The organism is Bacillus sp. LJBV19 (assembly GCF_017797845.1).
In the GTDB taxonomy this organism is placed as follows: domain Bacteria; phylum Bacillota; class Bacilli; order Bacillales; family Bacillaceae; genus Bacillus; species Bacillus velezensis.
In genome coordinates this window covers 2622815-2644930 of record NZ_CP072563.1, presented here as the reverse complement: position 1 = coordinate 2644930, position 22116 = coordinate 2622815, and the positions used below count along the sequence as shown (strand labels likewise).

20 protein-coding genes, 1 other RNA gene and 1 other annotated feature are annotated in these 22116 nt (G+C 47.7%); of the genes, 17 read left to right on the top strand and 4 right to left on the bottom strand.

The window, feature by feature from the left end; genetic code table 11:
- The first annotated feature begins 9 nt into the window (after nt 1–9).
- A complete protein-coding gene (yajC, locus tag J6600_RS12725; RefSeq protein ID WP_007408187.1) occupies nt 10–270 on the top strand; it encodes a preprotein translocase subunit YajC in 261 nt (86 codons plus the stop codon).
- A 52-nt stretch (nt 271–322) separates the two neighbouring features.
- Here yajC and J6600_RS12720 read toward each other — a convergent pair whose 3' ends face one another.
- Complete coding sequence (locus J6600_RS12720; protein ID WP_003152697.1) at nt 323–709, bottom strand: TIGR04086 family membrane protein; 387 nt, start codon at nt 707–709, stop codon at nt 323–325.
- Between the two features lie 167 nt (nt 710–876).
- Here J6600_RS12720 and J6600_RS12715 point away from each other — a divergent pair, with 167 nt between their 5' ends.
- Nucleotides 877–1533 (top strand): DUF421 domain-containing protein, encoded by a 657-nt coding sequence (locus J6600_RS12715; RefSeq protein WP_209387466.1) that lies wholly within the window; start codon nt 877–879, stop codon nt 1531–1533.
- A gap of 7 nt (nt 1534–1540) precedes the next feature.
- Here the strand turns inward: J6600_RS12715 and spoVB are convergent, their stop codons facing one another.
- Nucleotides 1541–3097: a stage V sporulation protein B gene (spoVB, locus tag J6600_RS12710; RefSeq protein ID WP_007408188.1), complete on the bottom strand. Its 1557-nt coding sequence runs from the start codon at nt 3095–3097 to the stop codon at nt 1541–1543.
- Between the two features lie 115 nt (nt 3098–3212).
- On the opposite strand from spoVB, the gene J6600_RS12705 reads away from it, so the two are divergent.
- From J6600_RS12705 to dtd, 8 genes are all read left to right on the top strand, one after another.
- On the top strand, nt 3213–3509 hold the full coding sequence (locus J6600_RS12705; protein ID WP_014418531.1) for a post-transcriptional regulator: 297 nt from the start codon (nt 3213–3215) through the stop codon (nt 3507–3509).
- A gap of 36 nt (nt 3510–3545) precedes the next feature.
- Complete coding sequence (secDF, locus tag J6600_RS12700; protein ID WP_209387465.1) at nt 3546–5765, top strand: protein translocase subunit SecDF; 2220 nt, start codon at nt 3546–3548, stop codon at nt 5763–5765.
- Nucleotides 5766–5896: 131 nt separating this feature from the next.
- Nucleotides 5897–6394: a cation:proton antiporter regulatory subunit gene (locus J6600_RS12695; RefSeq protein ID WP_209387464.1), complete on the top strand. Its 498-nt coding sequence runs from the start codon at nt 5897–5899 to the stop codon at nt 6392–6394.
- Between the two features lie 63 nt (nt 6395–6457).
- Nucleotides 6458–6784: a LapA family protein gene (locus J6600_RS12690; RefSeq protein ID WP_014418528.1), complete on the top strand. Its 327-nt coding sequence runs from the start codon at nt 6458–6460 to the stop codon at nt 6782–6784.
- A 55-nt stretch (nt 6785–6839) separates the two neighbouring features.
- Nucleotides 6840–9200, top strand: a complete 2361-nt coding sequence (recJ, locus tag J6600_RS12685; RefSeq protein WP_007612834.1) for a single-stranded-DNA-specific exonuclease RecJ — start codon at nt 6840–6842, stop codon at nt 9198–9200.
- Between the two features lie 5 nt (nt 9201–9205).
- Entirely contained in the window at nt 9206–9718 is a 513-nt protein-coding gene (locus J6600_RS12680) for an adenine phosphoribosyltransferase (protein ID WP_003152714.1), read from the top strand.
- Between the two features lie 157 nt (nt 9719–9875).
- On the top strand, nt 9876–12080 hold the full coding sequence (relA, locus tag J6600_RS12675) for a GTP diphosphokinase (RefSeq protein WP_003152716.1): 2205 nt from the start codon (nt 9876–9878) through the stop codon (nt 12078–12080).
- 12 nt (nt 12081–12092) lie between these two features.
- A complete protein-coding gene (gene dtd, locus J6600_RS12670) occupies nt 12093–12536 on the top strand; it encodes a D-aminoacyl-tRNA deacylase (RefSeq protein WP_007408194.1) in 444 nt (147 codons plus the stop codon).
- Between the two features lie 27 nt (nt 12537–12563).
- Here dtd and J6600_RS12665 read toward each other — a convergent pair whose 3' ends face one another.
- Nucleotides 12564–14126, bottom strand: coding sequence for an N-acetylmuramoyl-L-alanine amidase family protein (locus tag J6600_RS12665; protein ID WP_209387463.1), 1563 nt, complete (start codon nt 14124–14126; stop codon nt 12564–12566).
- Between the two features lie 130 nt (nt 14127–14256).
- On the opposite strand from J6600_RS12665, the gene J6600_RS12660 reads away from it, so the two are divergent.
- From J6600_RS12660 to J6600_RS12640, 5 genes are all read left to right on the top strand, one after another.
- Nucleotides 14257–14427, top strand: a complete 171-nt coding sequence (locus J6600_RS12660; protein ID WP_003152722.1) for a YrzK family protein — start codon at nt 14257–14259, stop codon at nt 14425–14427.
- Nucleotides 14428–14487: 60 nt separating this feature from the next.
- Nucleotides 14488–14720 (top strand) — a binding site (T-box leader).
- 63 nt (nt 14721–14783) lie between these two features.
- Nucleotides 14784–16058, top strand: coding sequence for a histidine--tRNA ligase (hisS, locus tag J6600_RS12655; RefSeq protein ID WP_088056443.1), 1275 nt, complete (start codon nt 14784–14786; stop codon nt 16056–16058).
- 14 nt (nt 16059–16072) lie between these two features.
- The gene (aspS, locus tag J6600_RS12650) at nt 16073–17851 is read left to right on the top strand and encodes an aspartate--tRNA ligase (protein WP_007408199.1); all 1779 of its coding nucleotides are present in this window, start codon (nt 16073–16075) and stop codon (nt 17849–17851) included.
- A gap of 62 nt (nt 17852–17913) precedes the next feature.
- A non-coding RNA gene (gene ssrS / locus J6600_RS12645) (6S RNA) lies at nt 17914–18105 on the top strand.
- Nucleotides 18106–18176: 71 nt separating this feature from the next.
- A complete protein-coding gene (locus J6600_RS12640; protein WP_022552891.1) occupies nt 18177–18941 on the top strand; it encodes a tRNA threonylcarbamoyladenosine dehydratase in 765 nt (254 codons plus the stop codon).
- 113 nt (nt 18942–19054) lie between these two features.
- On the opposite strand, the gene J6600_RS12635 is transcribed toward J6600_RS12640, so the two are convergent.
- Nucleotides 19055–20323, bottom strand: coding sequence for a replication-associated recombination protein A (locus tag J6600_RS12635; protein WP_094296063.1), 1269 nt, complete (start codon nt 20321–20323; stop codon nt 19055–19057).
- 194 nt (nt 20324–20517) lie between these two features.
- Here J6600_RS12635 and cymR point away from each other — a divergent pair, with 194 nt between their 5' ends.
- Nucleotides 20518–20934 (top strand): cysteine metabolism transcriptional regulator CymR, encoded by a 417-nt coding sequence (cymR, locus tag J6600_RS12630; protein ID WP_003152730.1) that lies wholly within the window; start codon nt 20518–20520, stop codon nt 20932–20934.
- A gap of 18 nt (nt 20935–20952) precedes the next feature.
- Nucleotides 20953–22092 carry a cysteine desulfurase family protein gene (locus J6600_RS12625; protein WP_061862428.1) on the top strand — a complete coding sequence of 380 codons (1140 nt, stop codon included), beginning with the start codon at nt 20953–20955 and terminating at the stop codon, nt 22090–22092.
- The last annotated feature ends 24 nt before the right edge of the window (nt 22093–22116 follow it).

Sequence of the window (22116 nt, the reverse complement as noted above, 5' to 3'; positions counted from 1 at the left end):
GGGAAACAGATGGGTACTTTAGGCACAATCGTTCCTATTATTTTAATGTTTGCAGTGCTTTATTTCCTGCTCATCCGTCCGCAGCAAAAGCAGCAGAAGGCCGTACGCCAGATGCAGGAAGAGCTGAAAAAAGGGGATACAGTGGTGACAATCGGAGGATTGCACGGCACTGTTGATTCAATTGATGAAAGCAAGGTCGTCATTAAAACAGGTGATAACACCCGTTTAACATTTGACCGCCGTGCAATCAGAGAAGCTTCCGCTGAATAACAGCGAAGCTCATACATACAAAAAAAAGAGCGGAGAATCCGCTCTTTTTTTATTACGCTGATCTGCTTCCTTTCAAATTCACTCCGAAAATGCCGCCCAGCATGCTGACTCCCAAAAAGCCGAGATGAAACAAAAGCTGACCGGATGTAAACGTTTTTCCGAACCCTAAATATTGAAACAGCAAGATGATTAATGAAAAACAGACGGCGGTTAAAGCCCCGATCATCCAGCCTTTTTCCTTCGCTTTGCCGCCCGATATAAAACCGCCCGCAAATAAAGAAAGAAAGGAAAGCGCGGTGATCAGCCAGCTGAAAGATGATTCTTCCATTGAGGTAACCGTCAGTAAAAGCGAAATCGCCAAACTCGTAAGAAGCATCACCGCAAAGATAGCCACTAAGCCATACAAGACGCCTCTTCCCACTTGTTTCGTTTCTTCCATTTTTATCTCCTCTCCGCCCCTGCGGCCTGATATATGACAAGCCGGAGCCCGTCTTTTTCTAAATGTATTCTCTGAATGTTCGAATTAGACGTAAATGCATGATGTTCAGCCCGTTTCTTACATAATTCAGAGCCGATGGCAAATGCTATGACCGTTGGAGGTGCGATATGGAAGATATTATCATTATTACGTTTCGTACGATTGTGCTTTATTTTATCATTCTTGTGATTTTCAGACTGATGGGAAAACGGGAAATCGGAGAACTGAGCATTTTAGACCTTGTCGTCTCCATTATGATTGCCGAGATTGCCGTATTGGCAATTGAAAATGTAAAAGATAAGCTTTTGCATACAATTGTGCCGATTGTCGTTTTAATGATTATTCAAGTAAGCCTTGCTTTTATTTCGCTCAAAAGCCAAAAAATACGGCAGCTGCTTGACGGAAAACCCACCATTATTATAAAACAGGGAAAAATTGATGAACGGGCGATGAGATCGCAGCGCTACAATTTTGACGATCTTCTTATGCAGCTGAGGGAGAATAACATCGATAGAATCTCTGACGTGTCATACGCCATTTTGGAGTCTTCGGGCAAACTGTCGATCGTCAAAAAGAAAACTAATAAGGATAAGCAGATGGAAACATCGCTTATCGTTGACGGGGTCATTCAGAACGAGCATCTGGACAGAATCGGGAAAGATAAACACTGGCTCGAAAAAAGTTTAGCAAAAAGAGGATATCGCGATCTTTCGGTTATATCATTCTGCACGTTTACGGACGGCGCTTTTTTTATTGATCTTAAAGATGAAAAAGGGGAGCCATAAATCGGTTTTACCGCGTCACGAACTTGCCGATGACCGGAATCCGGATCAGCTCTTCCCTTTTAATCAGCCTGAATAACAGAAGAAGCGCAATGTACAAAATCGCGGTCATTGCAATCCAGCCTGTGAGATTAACAGCCTCTGACCCTGAAAAATGAACGGCGTGCTTGATGATGCGGCTGACATAACCGCAAATGAATATAACGGCAAAACAGAGCGCGTATTCTTTTATTTTAATGCTGATCGGAAGCACCTTGCTTACGGTGGCCGCATGCAGCAGGGTGACAAGGACCATCCCCGTTACAATCGCAAGTGCGGCGCCCATGATGCCCAATGAAGGCCTGGTCGCCAAAACAAAAATCAGGCCGGTTTTGACAGCGGCGCCGATAAAACTGTTCATCATGGCGGCCCCGGCTAAATTGAGAGCCTGCAGCACCGCCTGAAGGGGCCCCTGAAAATAGTAAAGCAGAAAAAACGGCGCCATCACTTTAACAAATACCGCTGCATTAGTTGATCCGTACATGACGGACATCAGTTCATCAGCGAAAGAGAATAAAATAACCACCGAAATGCCTCCGCTTAAAAGACACAGCCTCATCGCCTGTTCCAGACGGTATTCGACAACTTGCAGCTTTTTTTGCTCCATTCCTTCACTGATCGCAGGAACAAGCGCCGTTGACAGAGAATAGGTTATAAAGCTGGGCAGCGTCAAAACCGTCATGGCAAATCCGGTCAGCTCCCCGTACTGGCTGGTGGCGGCAGCGGTGGCCACTCCTGCAATCGCAAGGCTTTGCGCGACGACAATAGGTTCAAAAAACCAAGATAAATTTCCGATGAAGCGGCTTCCGGTTGTCGGGAGCGACACGCTCATCAGCTGGCGGAAGGTTTCTTTTCCATTTGCAATCGACTTGAAAAATTGTTTTCTGATTCTGATTGTTTTATTTGCTTTAAAACAAATGAATAAATAAATAAGAGAGGCAAGCTCCCCGATGACAGACGAAATCATAGCTCCGGCTGCGGCATATTCAATCCCATACGGCAGAAACACCGTCGTGCAGACTGCGACAAGTGAAATCCGCACGATCTGCTCAAGCACTTGGGAAAACGCCAGCGGGTTCATATTCTGCCTGCCCTGAAAGTAACCGCGCAGCACGCTGGAGATCGCGATAATCGGCACGACGGGCGTAATCGCCAGAAGCGGGTAAACCGTGCGCTGATCCGTCAGCATCGTTTCGGACATAATCGGCGCAAAGCATAAAAACAGCGGCGTGAAGATGAGACTTAATATCCCGGTGACGGTAAGCGACATCACTAAAATGTGTTTCATTTTCTGCCGGTCCCCCCGCGCGCTTGCTTCAGCGACAAGTTTGCTGATGGCAACGGGGAGGCCGAATTGAGTCAAAGTGGTGGCCAAAAAAAATGTCGGGGCAGCCATCATGTATAAACCGACCCCTTCTTCACCGATAAACCGGGCGATAACCACCCGGTTGACAAAGCCGAGCATTCTCGTAATCATCCCGGCTGCGATGAGAATAAGAGTGCCTCTTAAAAAAGTCTGTTTTGCCATTTTATAAACCCCTGCCTTCTCAAACTACCTGGAATCATATACAATAAAGATATGCGCCGATGTCGTCCGAGCATGACAAGTCTTCGAGAAAAATGGAAAAAGGAGCGAGCGCCCAGTGGAGAAACATCCCGCCGAAATATACAAAGATCATTTGCGGCCTTTTTTGTACAGTAAACTTGAAGAGTTCAAAATCCTCGGATACGATGATGTTGAGCACGAGAGTTTATGGTCATACTTAATACATAAAAAGTGGAAACAGAAAAAGGAACTGCCGCTGCATGAATTGGCCGGTCATATTTTATCAGTTAAAATTGGCGATTTTATGAACTATGCAACCGTTGAAGCTTTTAAGTCGTCTAATTGGCTGGAAAGCGATGAGGGTCAGGAAGCTTTAGATGAACTGCTGAGATAATGATTTGACGGCATAGGTTTAAGGAGGAAATACATAATGAAAAAAGGACGCTTGATTGCGTTTTTCCTGATCGTATTATTGATCGGCACAGGGCTGGGGTATTTTACAAAACCGGCTGCCAATAATATTACGTTAGGATTGGATTTACGCGGCGGGTTTGAAGTTCTGTACGATGTGCAGCCCGTCAAAAAAGGCGATAAAATCACAAAAGACGTGCTCGTCAGCACGGTGCAGGCGCTGAACCGCCGGGCTAACGTTCTCGGCGTAAGCGAGCCGAACATTCAGATTGAAGGAAATAACCGCATCCGCGTTCAGCTGGCGGGCGTCACGAATCAGAACAGGGCGCGCGAAATTCTGTCAACGGAAGCGCAGCTCTCGTTCAGGGATACGAATGATAAAGAGCTGTTAAACGGCTCTGATCTCGTGGAAAACGGCGCGAAGCAAACCTTTGATCCGACGACGAACGAACCGATTGTCAGCGTTAAGCTGAAGGATGCGGATAAGTTCGGAGAAGTGACGAAAAAAGTCAAGAAAATGGCGCCTAATAATCAGCTTGTGATCTGGCTTGATTACCAAAAAGGCGATTCATTTAAAAAAGAAGTCGGCAAAAAACATCCGAAATATGTATCCGCTCCGAATGTGAGCCAGGAACTAAATACAAAGGATGTCACGATTGAAGGCCAGTTCACCGTTCAAAAAGCGAAGGACTTGGCCAATATTTTAAACGCGGGCGCGCTGCCTGTGAAACTGACCGAAAAATACTCTACTTCCGTAGGGGCGCAATTTGGACAGCAGGCTTTGCATGATACGGTAGAGGCCGGCATCATCGGTATTGCAATTGTTTTCTTATTTATGCTGCTTTATTACAGACTGCCTGGACTCATAGCGGTAATTACGCTTTCTGTATACGTGTATATTACGCTTCAAGTGTTTGACTGGATGCAGGCGGTGCTGACGCTTCCGGGTATTGCGGCGCTCATTTTGGGTGTCGGGATGGCGGTTGACGCCAACATCATCACCTATGAACGGATAAAAGAAGAACTGAAACTCGGCAAATCCGTCCGCTCAGCTTTCCGTTCAGGGAACAGACGGTCATTCGCGACGATTTTCGATGCGAACATCACAACGATCATCGCAGCGGTCGTGCTCTTTATTTTCGGGACAAGCTCTGTAAAAGGGTTTGCGACGATGCTGATTCTGTCAATTCTGACAAGCTTTATTACAGCTGTCTTCCTTTCAAGATTCCTGCTCTCTCTTCTCGTGGAAAGCAGATGGCTTGACCGGAAAAAAGGCTGGTTCGGCGTCAAGAAAAAACATATTATGGACATTCAAAAAACGGATGAAAATACTGAACCGCATACGGCATTCCAAAAATGGGATTTCACGAGCAAGCGAAAATATTTCTTTATTTTCTCAAGCGCTGTAACCATTGCGGGAATTATCATCTTACTGGTCTTTAAACTCAACCTGGGAATTGATTTTGCAAGCGGCGCACGGATTGACGTGCAGAGCAATCATTCTTTGACGGCGCAGCAGGTTGAAAAAGATTTTGATTCTCTCGGCATGGAGCCGGAAAACATCGTGCTTTCTGGTAAAGAGAACCATGTTGCCGCGGCCCGGTTTGTCGGAGAGCCGTCTAAAGAAAAAATCGCTGAAATCAAAACGTACTTTAAGGACAAATACGGATCTGAACCGAACGTCAGCACGGTATCGCCGACAGTCGGAAAAGAACTGGCCCGTAATGCTTTATATGCTGTCGCCATTGCATCAATCGGCATCATTATTTACGTGTCAATCCGTTTCGAGTACAGAATGGCAATCGCCGCAATTGTATCCCTGCTGTATGACGCTTTCTTTATCGTCGCGTTTTTCAGCATTACCAGGCTGGAGGTCGATGTCACCTTTATCGCCGCTGTACTCACCATAATCGGTTACTCGATAAATGATACGATCGTTACATTTGACCGGATACGTGAGCAGATGAAAAAACGTAAGCCGAAGTCATTTGCCGATCTGGAACATATCGTGAATCTGAGCTTGCAGCAAACCTTTACACGTTCGATCAATACGGTCTTGACCGTTGTGATTGTTGTCATCGTGCTGCTCATTTTGGGCTCATCGTCAATTACAAACTTCTCCGTCGCTTTATTAGTCGGTTTATTGACGGGCGTTTATTCCTCTCTTTACATCGCCGCGCAGCTGTGGCTTGTATGGAAAGGAAAAGAATTTAAAGGGAAAAAATCAATCGAAGAGTAAAATGGGAACAGGCTGTCTTGCAGAAGGCAGCCTGTTTTTTCAGGCCGCATTGAACTTAAAACCTGCATTTGCTATAATGACATACGCTTACATAATCAATCATCATTGTAAAAACATGTAGGAGGGTTCTTATGAACGTTCGTGAGTCGGAGCTTCCGGGCATCGGCCAGAAAGTAGAAGTCATTACGAAAAATCACGATAAAATCAGTATTATTCTTCATGATGACGGCAGAAAAGAGCTCTATTACTTCGATGAGAATGATCATGACGAATGCTTGGCATCCGTTGAATTTAACGACGAAGAGGCGAGGCAGATTTCCGCTATTTTAGGCGGGATGACGTATAAGCCGAAAGCGCTGGAATCTGTGGAAGTCGCGCTTGATGGCCTCGTCATTGAGTGGTTTAAAGCCGAATCTCATGCACCGGCTGTCAGCCGTACAATCGGAGATTTGGATATCAAGAAACATTACAACGTCCAGATTATTGCGATCGTAAAGAAAAATCGGCAAAAACAGCTGAGCCCCGGCATTGATACCGTAATTGAAGAAGGGGACACCCTCGTCATATCGGGAGAAAGAAGCGGACTGAAAAAGCTGGTCCGCGAGCAGTTAACGGCCCGGATTTCCTGAGACCGGGGTTTACTCCCGGGAAAATGGGGGAAAAGATAAGAGTGAACGATTGGGGGCAGACGCATGAATAAACAATGGACTATTATATTCGCATTACTATTTACTCTGATTGTCGCCATTTTTGCTGTCATTAACGTGCGGGCGGTTGAGGTTGATTATCTGTTCGGAACCGCTGAATGGCCGCTGATTTTAGTCATTTTAGGTTCTGTGTTAATGGGAGCGCTGATCGTGTTTTCGGCCGGCATATTTCAAGTGATGAAGCTGAAGCGCGAAATTAAAATGCTGCGGAAAGAAAACAGATCCGCAGGTGAATTGACGGCTGATTCGGACGGCCAAAAAACAGCCGCGCCGCCGGAAGAAATGCTTGAAGAGAAAAAAGGATCAGAATAACATTTGAAACCCCTCAGTCCGCTCTAGTATAATAGGGTGGTTGAGGGGTGAATTTATGTTAGCGTCAAAAATGCGCTGGGAAATCCAGCAGCCGGATCAGGAAAAAGTCAAATCACTCACAGAACAATTGGACATAACACCTCTTGTGGCATCACTGCTTGTAAAAAGAGGTTTTGATACTGCCGAAAGCGCAAGGCTGTTTTTACATACAAAGGATGCAGACTTTTATGACCCGTATGAATTAAAGGGAATGCGGGAAGCAGTTGATCGGATAAAACTGGCGGTTTCTCAAGGGGAACCGATTATGATTTACGGAGATTACGATGCAGACGGCGTTACAAGCACGTCAGTGATGCTGACGGCACTCAGACAGCTGTCGGCGGACGTTGACTTTTATATTCCCGACCGTTTCACAGAAGGCTACGGCCCGAATGAACAAGCTTTCCGTTCCATAAAAGAGCGGGGATTTTCGCTTATCATCACAGTGGATACGGGAATCGCCGCCGTCCATGAAGCTGAAGTCGCAAAAGAGCTGGGCTTAGACGTCATTATTACCGACCACCATGAGCCGGGACCCGAGCTTCCTGACGTATTTGCGATCATCCATCCGAAGCAGCCGGGATGCGGCTATCCGTTTAAAGAATTGGCCGGCGTCGGTGTGGCGTTTAAGCTTGCCCACGCGCTTACGGGTTCTTTGCCGGAAGCTATGCTGGACTTGGCGGCAATCGGTACGGTTGCAGATCTGGTGCCTCTTCATGATGAAAACAGATTAATTGCGTCACTCGGGATCGAAAGGCTTCGGACGACAAATCGGCCGGGCCTCAAAGCTCTGATTAAGCTTTCCGGCGGAGATATCGGACAAGCTGATGAGGAAACGATCGGATTTCAGGTCGCGCCGAGGCTCAATGCCGTCGGAAGAATAGAACAGGCCGATCCCGCCGTGCATCTGCTGATGACCGAAGATCAGTTTGAAGCGGAGGAACTGGCTTCGGATATTGACCGGCTGAATAAAGAGCGGCAGAAAATGGTGAAAACCATGACCGAAGAGGCTGTTGAAATGGTTCAGCAGCAAGGCGGAAACCCGTCTGCCATTGTAGTGGCAAAAGCCGGCTGGAATCCGGGAGTCGTCGGTATTGTCGCATCGAAGCTGGCTGAACGTTTTTACCGGCCCGCTGTTGTGCTTGGGATAGATGAGGAGCAGGGCATCGCTAAAGGGTCGGCGCGAAGCATCAGAGGCTTCAACCTTTTTACGAGCCTTTCACAGTGCAGAGACATTCTTCCTCATTTCGGCGGGCATCCGATGGCAGCAGGAATGACGTTGAAGGCTGAAGATGTGGCGGAATTAAGGGACAGGCTGAATCAAATGGCTGAAGAAACCCTTACGGAAGAGGATTTTATTCCCGTTCAGGAGGTTGATCTTGTCTGCGGCGTTGAAGACATAACCGTTGAAAGCATTACAGAATTGAATATGCTGTCGCCGTTCGGCATGCTTAACCCTAAACCGCATGTGATGGTGAAAAATGCCGTGCTTGATGATGTGCGCCTGATCGGAGCGAATAAAAATCACGTGAAAATGACGGTGAAAAGTGATTCCGCCGTCCTTGACTGCGTCGGCTTTAACAAAGGGGAGCTTGAAGCCGGAGTTGTCCCCGGATCAACGATTTCCATTGTCGGCGAGATGTCCATTAATGAATGGAACAACAGAAAGAAACCCCAGCTGATGATTAAAGATGCTGCGGTGCCGGAATGGCAGCTTTTTGATATCAGGGGCAAGCGGACGTGGGAAGACACGGTCACCGCGCTGCCGAAGGAAAAACGGGTGCTCATCAGCTTTAACGAAAAAACCGCTCAGAAGCTTCGTGAAAAAGAGCTGTCGGGCGAGCTGGCCGGGATCACTTCGGAATCCGAGGCGGAAGCTCTCCAGCTTGACGGAAAATATGCCGTTTTTCTGGATGTGCCGCCGTCAGCGGATCGCCTGCAGCATTTGCTTGACGGAAAGAAGCCGGAACGGATTTATTTTGTTTTTATCAATCATGAAGAACATTTCCTGTCCTCATTTCCATCGCGGAATGATTTCAAGTGGTTTTACGCATTTCTCTTGAAAAGGGGCGCTTTTGACTTCGGCAAGCATGGTTCAGAGCTTGCGAGACACAGAGGATGGTCAATTGACACAATCAATTTCATGACAAAGGTGTTTTTTGATCTAGGTTTTGTTAAAATAGAAGATGGTGTGCTGTCTGTCGTGAGCGGCGCGAAAAAACGCGACCTGGCAGATTCGCAAACCTATCAGGTAAAACAGCAGCTGATGGAATTAGACCAGAAGCTCAATTATTCCGCAGCCCATGAGCTGAAGGAATGGCTGAATAAGCTGATGAACCAAGGTTCAGAAGCTTATGAAAGTACGAGGAGGACATAGAACAGATGGATCTTAAAAAATACGTAACAATTGTGCCCGATTACCCGAAAGAAGGCGTACAATTTAAAGATATTACGACATTGATGGACAAAGGCGACGTATACCGTTACGCTACTGACCAAATTGTTGAATATGCAAAAGAAAAAGAAATTGATTTAGTTGTCGGGCCTGAAGCGCGCGGCTTTATTATCGGCTGTCCGGTTGCATACGCTCTCGGAGTCGGCTTTGCGCCGGTTCGGAAAGAAGGAAAACTTCCGCGTGAGGTCATTAAAGTCGATTACGGTTTGGAGTACGGAAAAGACGTACTGACGATTCATAAAGATGCGATTCTGCCGGGACAGCGCGTGCTGATTACTGATGACTTGCTTGCAACAGGCGGCACGATCGAAGCAACGATTAAGCTAGTCGAAGAACTGGGCGGCGTCGTAGCCGGTATTGCGTTCTTAATCGAGCTTTCTTACCTTGACGGCAGAGACAAGCTTGACGATTACGATATTTTAACATTAATGAAATATTAACCGCATATGGAAAAAAGCACTCGTGTCAGGGTGCTTTTTTCCTATTATTTCATCATCATGACAGATTCTTTAGGTGTTTTGAACTTCTGCCCTTTACATCTCTCGTTTTTTTCTTGATAATAAACTAATACAGTTTACATTTAAAAAAGGTGATTCCATGGCGAACGAACAAGTATTGACTGCCGAGCAAGTAATAGATAAAGCGCGCACTTATCTGCCGGAGGAGCAGATTGCGTTTGTTGAGAAAGCTTACCTGTATGCGCAAAACGCGCATCGCGAACAGTACCGCAAATCAGGTGAGCCGTACATCATTCATCCGATTCAGGTGGCGGGGATTCTCGTCGATTTGGAAATGGACCCTTCCACAATTGCGGGCGGATTTCTGCATGACGTGGTAGAGGACACGGATGTCACCCTCGACGACCTGAAGGAAGCATTTTCTGAAGAAGTGGCGATGCTTGTCGACGGCGTGACGAAGCTCGGTAAAATTAAGTATAAATCTCAAGAGGAGCAGCAGGCGGAAAACCATCGAAAAATGTTTGTCGCTATGGCTCAGGATATCAGAGTCATATTGATCAAGCTGGCGGATCGCCTTCACAATATGCGGACGTTAAAGCATCTTCCGCAGGAAAAGCAGCGGAGAATTTCAAATGAGACGCTGGAAATTTTCGCTCCGCTGGCCCATCGGCTCGGGATTTCTAAAATCAAATGGGAGCTTGAAGACACCGCTCTCCGTTATTTGAATCCTCAGCAATATTACAGAATCGTCAACCTCATGAAGAAAAAGCGCGCGGAACGCGAACTTTATGTCGAAGAGGTTGTCAATGAAGTGAAAAAACGGGTCGAAGAAGTAAATATCAAAGCGGACTTTTCAGGACGCCCGAAGCACATCTACAGCATTTACCGCAAGATGGCGCTGCAAAATAAACAGTTCAATGAAATATATGATCTGCTCGCCGTCCGTATTCTTGTCGGAAGCATTAAAGACTGCTACGCCGTACTCGGCATTATTCATACGTGCTGGAAGCCGATGCCGGGCAGATTCAAAGATTATATTGCGATGCCTAAGCCGAATATGTATCAGTCGCTGCATACGACCGTAATCGGGCCTAAAGGCGATCCGCTGGAAGTGCAGATCAGAACGTTTGAGATGCATGAGATCGCTGAATACGGGGTGGCCGCACACTGGGCATATAAAGAAGGCAAGGCTGCAAACGAAGAAGCGACATTTGAGAAAAAACTGTCCTGGTTCCGTGAAATTCTGGAATTTCAAAACGAGTCTACCGATGCGGAAGAATTTATGGAATCGCTGAAAATCGATCTGTTTTCTGACATGGTATACGTATTTACGCCAAAAGGCGATGTCATTGAACTGCCGTCAGGCTCTGTGCCGATTGATTTTTCCTACAGGATACACTCGGAGATCGGCAACAAAACAATCGGGGCGAAAGTGAACGGAAAAATGGTGACGCTTGACCATAAGCTCCGGACGGGCGACATCGTCGAGATTCTGACGTCCAAGCATTCATACGGCCCGAGCCAAGACTGGGTAAAACTGGCGCAGACGTCCCAGGCGAAACACAAAATCCGCCAATTCTTTAAGAAACAGCGCCGTGAAGAAAACGTCGAAAAAGGCCGTGAGCTTGTCGAGAAAGAAATTAAAAATCTTGATTTTGAAGTGAAAGATGTTTTAACACTCGAAAATCTTCAAAAAGTTGCCGACAAGTTCAATTTCTCAAATGAAGAGGATATGTACGCGGCGGTCGGGTATAACGGCATTACCGCTCTTCAGGTGGCCAACAGGCTCACCGAAAAAGAACGGAAGCTGCGTGACCAGGAAGAGCAGGAAAAAATCGTTCAGGAAGTCACTTCCGAGCCGAAACATTATCCGCAAGGGAGAAAACGGGAAGCGGGTGTGCGCGTAAAAGGCATTGACAACCTTCTCGTCCGCTTGTCGAAATGCTGCAACCCGGTGCCGGGCGACCATATCGTCGGTTTTATTACAAAAGGGCGCGGTGTATCCGTTCACCGGGATGACTGTCCGAACGTCAAAACGAATGAAGCGCAGGAACGTCTGATCCCCGTTGAATGGGAGCATGAATCACAGGTTCAAAGACGCAAAGAATATAACGTTGAGATTGAGATTTTGGGGTATGACCGTCTCGGGCTTTTAAATGAGGTGCTCCAAGCCGTAAATGAGACGAAAACCAACATCTCCTCTGTCTCCGGCAAATCCGACCGCAATAAAGTCGCTACGATTCATATGGCGATTTTTATCCAAAACATCAATCATCTGCACAAAGTGGTCGAGCGGATTAAGCAGATCAGAGACATCTATTCAGTCCGGCGGGTAATGAACTAAAAGGAGCTTGCTATGAAATTAGTTGTTCAGCGTGTAACAGAAGCAAGTGTGACGGTTGACGGCGCTGTCGCCGGCCGGATCGGACCCGGCATTATGGCGCTTGTCGGCATCACTCATGAAGATACAGAAGAAGATGCCGCTTACTTGGCGGATAAAATCGTGAATCTTCGGATTTTTGATGATGAAAGCGGCAAGATGAATTTATCGCTTTTGGATACGGGCGGGGAGATTTTATCCGTTTCCCAGTTTACGCTTTACGGCGAAACGAAGAAAGGGAGACGCCCGAATTTTATGAATGCGGCTAAACCGGATCAGGCTGTGCTCCTTTATGAAAAGTGGAACGAACTCCTTCGGGAAAAAGGAGTCAAAGTGGAAACCGGAATATTCGGAGCCATGATGGATGTTCAGCTGACGAATTCCGGGCCGATTACATTGATTATGGATTCTAAACAATAAAAAAAAGCTGCCGTTCGGCAGCTTTTTTTATGATTGAAAATAATGTTCCAATCCGCTTTCAATTCCGTCTGTCACTTTTTCCTGATAAGAGCCGCTATGTATGATTGTTTCTTCTTGCGGTTGACTGAGATAGCCGAGCTCATACAGCATGGCAGGCCGTTTATTTTCCCTCAGGACGTAATAATCGCCAAACAGAACGCCGCGATCCGGGATAGGGGAACGCTTCACTACTTCAGAATGGACGTCTGAGGCAAGCTGGCGATCCTTAGACGGACTGTAATAATAAGCCGTGCTTCCCCGTGTTGACGTATCGGCATAGCTGTCATAGTGAATGCTGATAAAGGCATCCGCATTCCGGTAATGAGAGGTTGAAACCCTGGCCTGCAGGCTGATAAAAGTATCATCCTGTCTGGTGATATACACGTTTGCACCGGATGCCCGCAATTTTTGGGCCAGCAGCTTAGCGGTTTTAATCGTTACGTTTTTTTCAAACTTTCCGGAGTAGCCGATCGTTCCGCTGTCTTTTCCTCCGTGTCCGGGATCAACGACGATCGTTTTGTTTTTAAGTGAGCCGCTGCCGCCTGACGTGTCGGGAGAAGGTGCTTCGCCTGTTTCCTCACCGCTTTTTGACGTTTGTACGACCCAGTTTGCCACATATGCGGTTTGTCCGTTTTCAAGCCGGACTTCATACCATTTGCCGCTTGAGCCGACAATCGGGTAGGCTGCGCCTTTATCTGCTCTTTTTACGATAGAAGCGGAAGTCGAGGCCGAGCTCCTTAAGTTGGTGCCGCCGTAAACAATATACGCTTTTTTCGAGGAGCCTGAGCCCGCAGAACCGTCTCCCGAGCCGGATGCGCTGTCCGATGAGTCAGAATCCTTTATGATGTAGTGGCTTGCTGCCCAGCCTTTTTGCCCGTTTGCTTCAATTTTCAGCCAGCCGTGGTCTTCACTTAAGATGGAAACCTTTGTTCCGCGTGATAATTTAGTCATAATCGCTGAATCATGTGATGCTGCACTTCTGACATTCAATGAAGAAACGCCGACCGTTCCGTTTTTTGACCCGCTTCGGGCGGAAGTTGCTTTCGTATCCGATTCGCCGCTGTCCGCGGTGACGTATTCGGAAGAAACCCATCCGGTTGTGCCTTGATAAGAAATGTTCACCCATCCGCTGTTCTTGTCCAGCACGGATGCATGTGCGTCTTGCGGAAGTTTGCCGATGACTTCATATGATGTCCCCGGGCCTTTTCTGATGCGGAGGTCAGGATCGGTGGAAGTGACCGTTCCGCTTGTTGCGGATGAATTGTCTGCTCCCCCGGCTGTTTTTGATATCAGCCAGGAAACGACCCATCCGGTTTTACCGGGGCTCAGCTGAAGCTGCACCCAGTCTCCCTCTTCTTTAGCGATCGGGTATCTTTCCCCTTTTTTTACTTCAGCCTTAATTCCATAGCTCAGGCCGGGACCGCCTCTGACATTGATCTTGTCTGTCGCGATGACCGCTTCTCCCTCTGCGGCGATTGCGGTGTGGAATGACGGAAGAAGCGCTGTGATGATGACGCCGCATAAAATAAGAGCAAGAGTTCTCTTCTTCATGGCTGTCCTCCTTTCTGAACTAACTAAAATACATTCTTGTATAATATCGTATTTTCCTTGCTGAATGTTAAATAAAAATAAAATGGTTTGTTTATACTAGTCATAAATACAGCGAAAAGGTGTGCAAATCATGAAATATCAACCAAAAATGGGACGCGCGCTGCACGATGCGGAAGGAAATCTGCACTTCAGTGATCAGAGCGATAGAGAAAAGGCGGGTTTTCTTGAAGAGACGGCGACGGAGTTCGGTCTCTTATCGAAAGAAGCGGTCGCAAGGAAAAACAGACGGAATAAAACTTGACAGGGGAGTGCAATCCCATTATTATAATAGAAATTGATGTACATAAGTCATGATAACGATTTTGAACCGATAATGGAGAAGAGTAGGTCAGAATGCATGGAGAAGAGAGGAACCGTCCCGGGCTGAAAGCGGATCCGCACTGCATCTTTCTCGAAACAACACTCCGGAGGTTCCCTGCTGAACGCTTTTTCAAGTCATTAGGCAGCGGACGTGAACCTGCGTTAAAGGTCAGAGCGGGGATGCTTCGGCATTCCAACTAGGGTGGCACCACGGGTATAACTCTCGTCCCTACTATACATGTATAGTAGGAGCGGGAGTTTTTTTATTTGAAGAAAGACATTAAGGAGGCCTGTAACATGGCATATCACATTCCAAGAGGCACACAGGACATACTGCCGGGTGAATCAGACAGATGGCAGTTCGTCGAACAAATTATGAGGGAGACGTGCCGCACTTATCAATATAAAGAAATCCGCACGCCGATTTTCGAGCATACGGAACTGTTCGCAAGAGGCGTCGGTGAGTCTACAGATATCGTGCAGAAAGAAATGTACACGTTTGAAGACCGTAAAGGGAGAAGCCTGACGCTTCGGCCGGAAGGAACAGCCGCCGCAGTCCGCGCGTTCAATGAAAATAAATTATTTGCGAACCCGGTGCAGCCGACGAAGCTTTATTATGTCGGACCGATGTTCCGTTACGAACGTCCGCAGACGGGGCGTTTCCGCCAATTCTATCAATTCGGAATTGAAGCGATCGGCTCCAAAGATCCGGCCGTGGATGCAGAAGTCATTGCACTTGCGATGAGTATTTACCGTAAAGCCGGTTTGAAACATGTCAAGCTTGTGCTGAACAGCCTTGGTGACCAGGAGAGCCGCAAATCCTACCGGGAAGCGCTCGTCAAACATTTTGAACCGCGCATCGGAGAATTTTGCTCAGACTGCCAGTCGCGTCTGCACACAAACCCGCTCAGAATTCTTGACTGCAAGAAAGACAGAGAGCATGACCTGATGAAAACGGCTCCGTCCATTCTTGATTACTTAAATGAAGAATCAGCCGCTTATTTTGAGAAAGTAAAACAATACTTAAACGATCTCGGCATCCCGTTCGAAATAGATCCGAACCTTGTCAGAGGGCTTGATTATTATAACCATACCGCTTTTGAAATTATGAGCAATGCCGAAGGATTCGGAGCGATTACAACCCTTGCCGGCGGGGGCCGCTATGACGGGCTTGTTGAACAGATCGGCGGACCTGAAGCGCCGGGTATCGGATTTGCGATGAGCATCGAACGTCTGCTGGCAGCCATTGACGCTGAGAAAACAGAGCTTCCCGTCAATCAGGGGATTGACTGCTACATCGTGACGCTCGGAGAAAAAGCGAAGGATTATTCCGTTTCCCTCGTGTACAAACTGAGAGAAGCGGGCATCTCAAGTGAAATCGATTATGAAAATAAAAAGATGAAGGGCCAATTCAAAACGGCTGACCGTCTCGGCGCACGTTTTATTGCGATTTTAGGGGAAGATGAGCTTGCCCAGAATAAAATCAATGTAAAAGATGCGGAAACAGGAGAGCAGCGTGAAGTGGTGTTAGACGAGCTGATACAAGTGTTAAAGGCAGATCAAAAGCAGTGAAGGAGAGGAACGCTATGTTTGGAAGAACATATTATTGTGGCGAGATAACTGAAAAAGCGATTGGCGAAACCGTCAAACTGAAAGGGTGGGTGCAGAAGCGGCGCGATCTCGGCGGCTTGATTTTCATTGATTTGCGTGACCGCTCGGGTATTGTGCAAGTCGTGTTCAACCCTGACGTATCGAAGGAAGCCCTTGCCGCAGCGGAAGCAATCAGAAACGAATATGTGCTTGATATCGAAGGCACGGTTTCTGCCCGTGAAGAAGGCACGGTGAATCCCAACCTGAAAACCGGTAAAATTGAAATCAAAGCTGAAGCGGTGACGGTGCTCAGCACGGCGAAAACGCCTCCGTTTCCGATCAGTGACCAGGCGGCTGACGTTTCTGAAGACGTCCGGTTAAAACACCGTTATTTGGATTTGCGCCGCCCGGCGATGTTTCAAACATTGCAAATGCGCCATCAAGTCACAAAATCCATCCGCCATTTCTTGGATGAAAACGGATTTCTTGATATTGAAACACCGATTTTAACAAAAAGCTCTCCCGAAGGCGCCCGTGATTACTTAGTGCCGAGCCGGGTGCATGAAGGAGAATTTTACGCCCTTCCGCAATCGCCGCAGATTTTTAAACAGCTTCTGATGGTGTCGGGCTTTGAACGGTATTATCAAGTGGCCCGCTGCTTCCGCGATGAAGACTTGCGTGCCGACCGCCAGCCGGAATTTACGCAGATTGATATCGAAATGTCCTTTATGAGTCAAGAGGACATCATGGCTCTGGCGGAAGAGATGATGGCGAAAGTCATGCTCGAAACAAAAGGTGTTGAAGTACCGCTTCCGCTTCCGAGAATGACATATGAAGAAGCGATGAACAGCTACGGTTCTGACAAGCCCGACACCCGCTTCGGCATGCTGCTGACGGACGTGTCAGACATAGTGAAAGATACTGAATTTAAGGTGTTCTCATCAGCCGTGGCAAACGGCGGTGTTGTAAAAGCGATCAATGTCAAAGGCGCTGCCGGCGACTATTCCAGAAAAGATATCGATGCGCTCGGCGTATTTGCCGGAAATTACGGCGCGAAAGGTCTCGCTTGGGTGAAAGTTGAAGCTGACGGCGTAAAAGGCCCGATTGCGAAATTCTTTGATGAAGAGAAGCAGGCAAAACTGGCTGAAGCGCTTGATGCTTCTGAAGGCGATCTGCTCCTGTTCGGCGCTGATAAGTTTGAGGTTGTGGCTCAATCCCTCGGCGCGCTTCGCTTAAAGCTCGGCAAAGAACGCGGCCTGATTGACGAAAGCCTCTTCAACTTCCTGTGGGTTGTGGACTGGCCGTTACTGGAGCATGACGAGGAAGAAGGCCGTTTCTATGCGGCTCACCACCCGTTTACAATGCCTGTCCGTGAAGATCTTGACCTGATTGAAACGGCGCCTGAAGATATGAAAGCGCAGGCTTACGACCTTGTCTTAAACGGCTATGAACTCGGCGGAGGCTCAATCCGTATTTTTGAAAAAGACGTTCAGGAAAAAATGTTCGGGCTTCTCGGCTTTACAAAAGAAGAAGCGGAGGAGGAGTTCGGATACCTGCTTGAAGCCTTTGAATACGGCGCCCCTCCGCACGGCGGAATCGCGCTCGGCTTAGACCGGTTGGTTATGCTTCTTGCAGGCCGCACAAACTTAAGAGATACGATCGCTTTCCCGAAAACGGCAAGCGCAAGCTGCCTTCTTACGGAAGCGCCCGGCGAAGTGAGCGACGCCCAGCTTGAAGAACTTCACCTTTCTGTCAAAAGAAAAGTGAAACAGTAAAGATCAGCAGTTTGTTTCTTGAAAATCAAAATCTGCTGTGATATGATTTTGACAAGTTAAATAAAGTCCTGATGTGTTAGTTGTACACCTAGTTTTGACCGAACATTTTTTTGATTTGGGAGCCCGCATTTTTAAATGGCGTACATGCCTCTTTTCATTCGTTAAGAGGACTTACAAGATTTAAAAAAGGGCACCCACCTGCTGAGAGCGGGTTCAAAACGAAGGAAAGCTGCAACGGCACAATTGGGACTTTATTTTTTGTGCGCTAAAACCAGCGGCTTTTTGACAAGCCGAGTTTATAAAACCAGAATGTGGAGTGAGGTTCTTGTTACATCAGTTTTCCAGAAATGAGCTAGCGATTGGAAAAGAAGGGCTGGACACGTTAAAAAACAGCACGGTGGCCGTTCTCGGCGTCGGCGGAGTCGGTTCATTCGCAGCCGAAGCATTGGCGAGGTCCGGAGTGGGGCGGATCGTTCTCGTCGATAAAGATGATGTTGACATTACAAACGTAAACCGCCAGCTGCATGCGCTCTTGTCGACGGTGGGACAGCCGAAAACAGACTTGATGAAAGAGCGGATCGCGGATATTAATCCGGATTGTGACGTCGTCGCCTTAAAAATGTTTTATACAGAAGAGACATATGAGCAGTTCTTTGAGTATCCGCTTGATTACGTCATTGACGCGTCGGATACGATTCATTATAAAATTCATCTGATGAAAGAATGTCTGAAACGGAATGTTCCGCTGATTTCAAGCATGGGAGCAGCGAATAAAACAGACCCGACACGCTTTCAGATTGCTGATATTTCAAAAACCCATACCGATCCGATTGCCAAAGTCGTCCGCACAAGGCTTCGCAAAGAGGGCATTAAAAAAGGCGTACAGGTCATTTTTTCTGATGAAAGCCCGATCGTCATCCGTGAAGACGTCAGAAAAGAAGTCGGGAATGATGAAGCGAAAATCCGCAAAGCGCAAATGCCGCCGTCTTCCAACGCCTGGGTTCCGTCAGTGGCCGGTCTGATTATGGGCGGACATGTTGTCATGGAGCTCTTAAAGGACATCGACATTAAACGGGTTAAAGATAAATAAAAAGAAAAACAGCCTTCTTCAGGAAAGGCTGTTTTTTATTTGAATCCGCCGTTTACACGAAAGATTTTGGCCGGTATCAAAAAAGACAAGAACACATAGGTGTCCTTGTCCGGTTATTTTTTCTGCTTCATCAGTTTTTCATACACTTGCTTTATGGCGGCTTCAAATTTCCCCGTTTGTTTCGGTTTATAGTATTGCTTGTTTTTTAACGGATCAGGCAAATATTGCTGTTCGACCCATCCGTTCTCGAAATCGTGAGGATATTGATAGCCGATCCCGCGTCCGAGCTCTTGGGCCCCTTTATAGTGGGCGTCTTTTAAATGTTTCGGCACATCGCCGATTTTACCCGTCCTGATGTCTTTGAGCGCCTCATCAACGGCTGAGATGGCGGAGTTTGATTTTGGCGAGAGGCATAATTCGATTACCGCATTGGCCAGCGGAATTCTCGCTTCCGGAAAGCCGATCCGTTCTGCGGTCTGAATCGCGCTCAGCACCCGGGGGCCTGCCTGCGGGCTTGCGAGGCCGATATCTTCATAGGCGATCACGAGAAGCCTTCTTGATATGCTTTCAAGGTCTCCGGCTTCGATCAGACGGGCCAGATAATGAAGGGCGGCGTTTGCGTCCGAGCCTCGGATCGATTTTTGGAAGGCGGATAAGACGTCATAATGCGCATCGCCGTTTTTATCATGAGTATAGCTTTTTTTCTGCAGACATTCTTCCGCCGTTTCCCGTGTAATCCGGATCGTGCCGTCGCTTGATTCCCTTGTGGAGAGCACGGCAAGCTCCAGTGCGTTCAAAGCGGAGCGGACGTCTCCTCCGCACCCTTGTGCGAAATGATCCATCGCGTCGTCGTCCACCGAAACGCTGTAGGAACCGAGTCCACGGTGTTCATCTATGAGCGCTCTTTTCAATGCCTGCTTGATCAGATCGGGTGTTAACGGTTCGAGCTCAAATATCTGGGTCCGGCTTCTGATGGCCGGGTTAATGGCATGATAAGGGTTGGCGGTCGTCGCGCCGATTAAAATAATCATGCCGTTTTCTAAATAGGGCAGCAGAAAATCCTGCTTTCCCTTATCAAGCCTGTGCACTTCGTCAAGGATTAAAATGACCTGGCCTGACATTTTCGCTTCCTGTACGACAATCTCCATGTCTTTTTTATTATGAATGACGGCATTCAATTTCCTGAATGCGATGCTTGTCGATCCTGCGATCGCTGTGGCGATGGATGTTTTTCCGATGCCCGGCGGTCCGTACAGGATCATGGATGATAAGTGCTTTGCACGCACCATTCTGCCGATGATTTTATCTTCTTTGACCAAATGTTCCTGGCCGATAATGTCTTCGATATTGGCAGGCCGCATCCGATACGCCAATGGTTTCATGAACATCTCTCCTTACATATACAGGGTAACGGAAAACGGACGATTAGAAAAGCGAATTGCGGCGGGCCCTGTGTTTCAATGAAAATTAGGATAAGTTATGTTATAATAACAGTTGGTCTATAAGATACTAAACAGATTATTCATATCCATTTACTTGTATAAATTAACAATTAGAATTGACTGGGGTGTTCATATTGAAAATATCGACAAAGGGAAGATACGGGCTCACCATTATGATTGAATTGGCGAAAAAGCACGGAGACGGTCCGACGTCGCTCAAAAGCATCGCCCAAACAAACAGCCTTTCTGAGCATTACTTGGAACAGCTTGTATCACCGCTCAGAAACGCGGGACTCGTAAAAAGCATCAGAGGCGCTTACGGGGGTTACGTGCTCGGGGGCCAGCCTGAAGAGATAACGGCCGGAGACATTATCAGAGTGCTGGAAGGGCCGATCAGCCCGGTAGAAGTGCTTGAGGATGAAGAGCCTGCCAAGCGGGAGTTATGGATCCGCATCCGCGACGCTGTAAAAGACGTGCTGGACAGCACGACGTTAGAAGACCTTGCGAGCTACACGGACGGCGAGCAGGAAGCTTATATGTTCTATATTTAAACCAGAGGTGTACAGACAATGGAACGGATTTATTTAGATCATGCCGCGACTTCCCCGATGGATGAGCGTGTGCTCGAAGAAATGAAGCCCCATTTCTTCGGCAGTTTCGGCAACCCGTCAAGCATTCATTCATTCGGGAGAGAATCCCGGAAATGGGTCGATGAAGCGAGAGCGGACATCGCGCGCGAAATCAGTGCGAAAGAACAGGAAATTATTTTCACAAGCGGCGGCACGGAGGCTGATAATTTAGCGATTTTCGGAACGGCTGCCGCCCGGAAGAATGAAGGAAAGCATATCATTACGACCGCTGTTGAGCATCATGCTGTATTGCACGCCTGCGAAAAGCTGGAAGAAGACGGCTTTGAGGTGACATACCTCATCCCCGGCCCTTCAGGACGGATCAGTGCAAATCAGGTGAAAGAAGCGCTCCGTGATGATACAATCCTTGTTACCGTCATGTATGGCAATAACGAAGTCGGAACCATTCAGCCGATTGACGAAATCGGAGAGCTGTTAAGCGGGCATCAGGCCTATTTTCACACAGATGCCGTCCAGGCATTCGGTTATATGCCGATTGACGTGAAAAAAAGCAGAATTGACATGCTGTCTGTTTCCGGCCACAAGCTTAACGGGCCTAAAGGGACAGGCTTTTTATATGTAAATCAAGAGGTGAAGCTGTCACCGATTCTTCTCGGGGGAGAGCAGGAACGAAAGCGCCGCGCGGGGACGGAAAATGTACCGGGCATCGCCGGCTTAAAAGAAGCGGTCGTCCTTTCAAACCGTGAGAGGGAAGAGAAAACAGCGAAGTATAAGGAGTTTAAGAACATTATCATGAGCACGCTGGAAAAATCCGGCGTTACAGCGGAGGTGAACGGAGATGCCGAGAAATGCCTGCCTCATATTTTAAACCTTTACTTTCCCGGTGTGCCGGTGGAAGCGCTGCTGGTCAATCTTGACATGGAAGGCATTGCCGTCTCCAGCGGATCTGCTTGTACGGCGGGATCCGTTCTTCCGTCCCATGTGCTTACGGCCATGTTCGGAAATGAGAGCGGCAGGCTGACTTCGTCAATCCGCCTCAGCTTCGGCCTCGGCAATACGGCGGAACAAATCGAAACAGCCGCCGAAAAGCTTGCCGCCGTCGTTAAACGGCTTGCTTAAAACGGCGGACTTACGTTTTTAATG